Annotated in this window: 1 protein-coding gene and 1 pseudogene; both read left to right on the plus strand. The window is 31.6% G+C overall.

Annotation, left to right across the window (positions count from 1 at the left end; all coding sequences use genetic code 11):
- Window positions 1-91: pseudogene (locus tag J671_RS25915) on the plus strand (DNA-binding protein); the annotation flags it as partial.
- 998 nt (window positions 92-1,089) lie between these two features.
- The gene (locus J671_RS24485) at window positions 1,090-2,040 is read left to right on the plus strand and encodes a GGDEF domain-containing protein (RefSeq protein ID WP_006582641.1); all 951 of its coding nucleotides are present in this window, start codon (window positions 1,090-1,092) and stop codon (window positions 2,038-2,040) included.
- Window positions 2,041-2,070: the final 30 nt, after the last annotated feature.

The raw sequence follows: 2,070 nt of genomic DNA on the forward strand, positions 1-2,070 counted from the left end.
AGAGAACAAACGCATCCCTGTTCCAGAACATATTGAGCCTACACCTAAAAAGAGGGGCTTCCTGAGTCGTTTTTTCCTTCCTTACGGTTAACCAGGACTCCACTTTTTTGATGAGCCAATTTCAGTGCAAGCACATGAAATAATGACTCCTCAAAAAACCGGATGAGGTTTATTAAAACTGAATAAAACCGTGGAACATTGATCACTTATTAAGCGTGGAACGTGACAAATCATTAAAAAAGCCCAATCCGCTGAGATTGGGCTGATTAAAACAATTTAAGCTATTGATTTAAAATAAATAATTTAACGCATTTCGCATAAGGTGTATTATGTTAATTTTAGAAAAATTAAACTTGTAAAATATTAACATAACTGTCTGACATTTCTTGCAGATCTAACTTAGTAGTAACATTTAGAATGTCATCGTAATTCAGAAGATTTTGTATTGGAAAAATACCCTTAAGTATTGATCTAAGAAGGAAATAATAAGAATAGAGCTGTTCATGAATATCAAAGTTGATATCAGCGCCTCTAATAAAATCATAACCAATATCGACATTTCTATCATCTCGATAAATGGCATTGGCTAAATCTTGGAAATCGTTACCTAAGTCAAAGTATACCAATGGTACTTCATATTTAGATCTAGCTATATCTTTTCGATATACATAGTTAAAACCATCTCTTTATCTGATGTTGCATTGCGACCTTAGCCACCGATGTATCTGGCTGCTGGCATTGCTGAATAAGTTGATGTTTAAATTCAGCCGTGAAGGTTCGACGGGGCTTTTTTAGCGTTGGTGCAGTGTCTATAACTGTCTTTAAATCCATAGATAGGTGTCCACTTAAATTTTAGTGGACACTATCGCGGTATTAATGAGTTAGAAAAAGTGGGGATCAGCGGACGCTTACGTTGTTAACTAAAAAGTTATATTTTCTATATAGAGTCGTTTAAGAATATATCGTAAAAAATATTAAGAAAAATAAATTTTACGATATATTATATCTATGAAATTTTTAAATTAATCTTTAAATACAATAGTTTAAATAAAGTTGTATAAATTTTTAAAGTATTGATAGTGAGTAGTTATGAGTCTTTTTTATGAAAACTTTAGAGATTTTGAAGATGCTGGTAAAGCCATTTTAGAGTATTTACATAATCACTTAGTTTTTAATTTATGGATGATTACTTGTACAGAAGGTAATGATTGGATAGTTCTTCAAGCTAAAGACAGTGGATATGGAGTAAAAGCAGGACAAGTTTTTAATTGGGCTGATTCATATTGTTCTAAGATGGTACTAGGCAAAGGGCCACGTATAGCACATGATTCAAAAAAAATTCCATTATATGAAGAGGCTGGAATTAATAAGGTAGTGGATATAAATGCATATATAGGTCAACCTTTATTGAATGAAGATGGCTCTGTTTTCGGTACATTATGTGCTATTGATCCATCAGTACAGCCTAAAAGTATAGAACAATATAGTGATTTATTAGAATTATTTAGTTTATTACTCAGTCGAATTTTACAGAACGAAATTAAAATAAATGAACAAAAAAGAATTAGCGAAAAACTTGAAATGGAGTCGCTAACAGATCACTTAACAGGAGCTTTCAATCGTCGTGCTTGGGATAAATTTTTAGATTTAGAAGAAAGTCGGTGTAAAATTTACGGACACTCAACAACAATTATTGTCATAGATTTAAATGATTTAAAATATATAAATGATAAATTTGGTCATTTAAAAGGTGATCAGATGATTCAAGAAACAGTCCAAATTATCAAAAGAACTGTGCGCTCTAATGATTTAGTTGCACGTTTAGGAGGAGATGAGTTTGGTATTTTAAATATTGAAACTAACTTAGAAAATACTCAAAAACTAGCAAATCGAATTTCAGAATCCTTAAAACAGGCTGGAATTAATGCTGCTATTGGTGTTGCAGCACGTCAACCAGGGACGGATTTACAACAAACAGTAGTTGAAGCAGATAAGCAAATGTATAGACATAAACGTCAAATCAAAGATATGTCTCAATAAGGTAATAAAATTAAGTTTTCCTACAATTAA

This window comes from Acinetobacter sp. 1130196, from assembly GCF_000588095.1.
Classification (GTDB): domain Bacteria; phylum Pseudomonadota; class Gammaproteobacteria; order Pseudomonadales; family Moraxellaceae; genus Acinetobacter; species Acinetobacter nosocomialis.

Coding starts and splice junctions, on each gene's coding strand:
- J671_RS24485 (WP_006582641.1), top strand. CDS start 1,090: ATGAGTCTTTTTTATGAAAACTTTAGAGATTTTGAAGATGCTGGTAAA.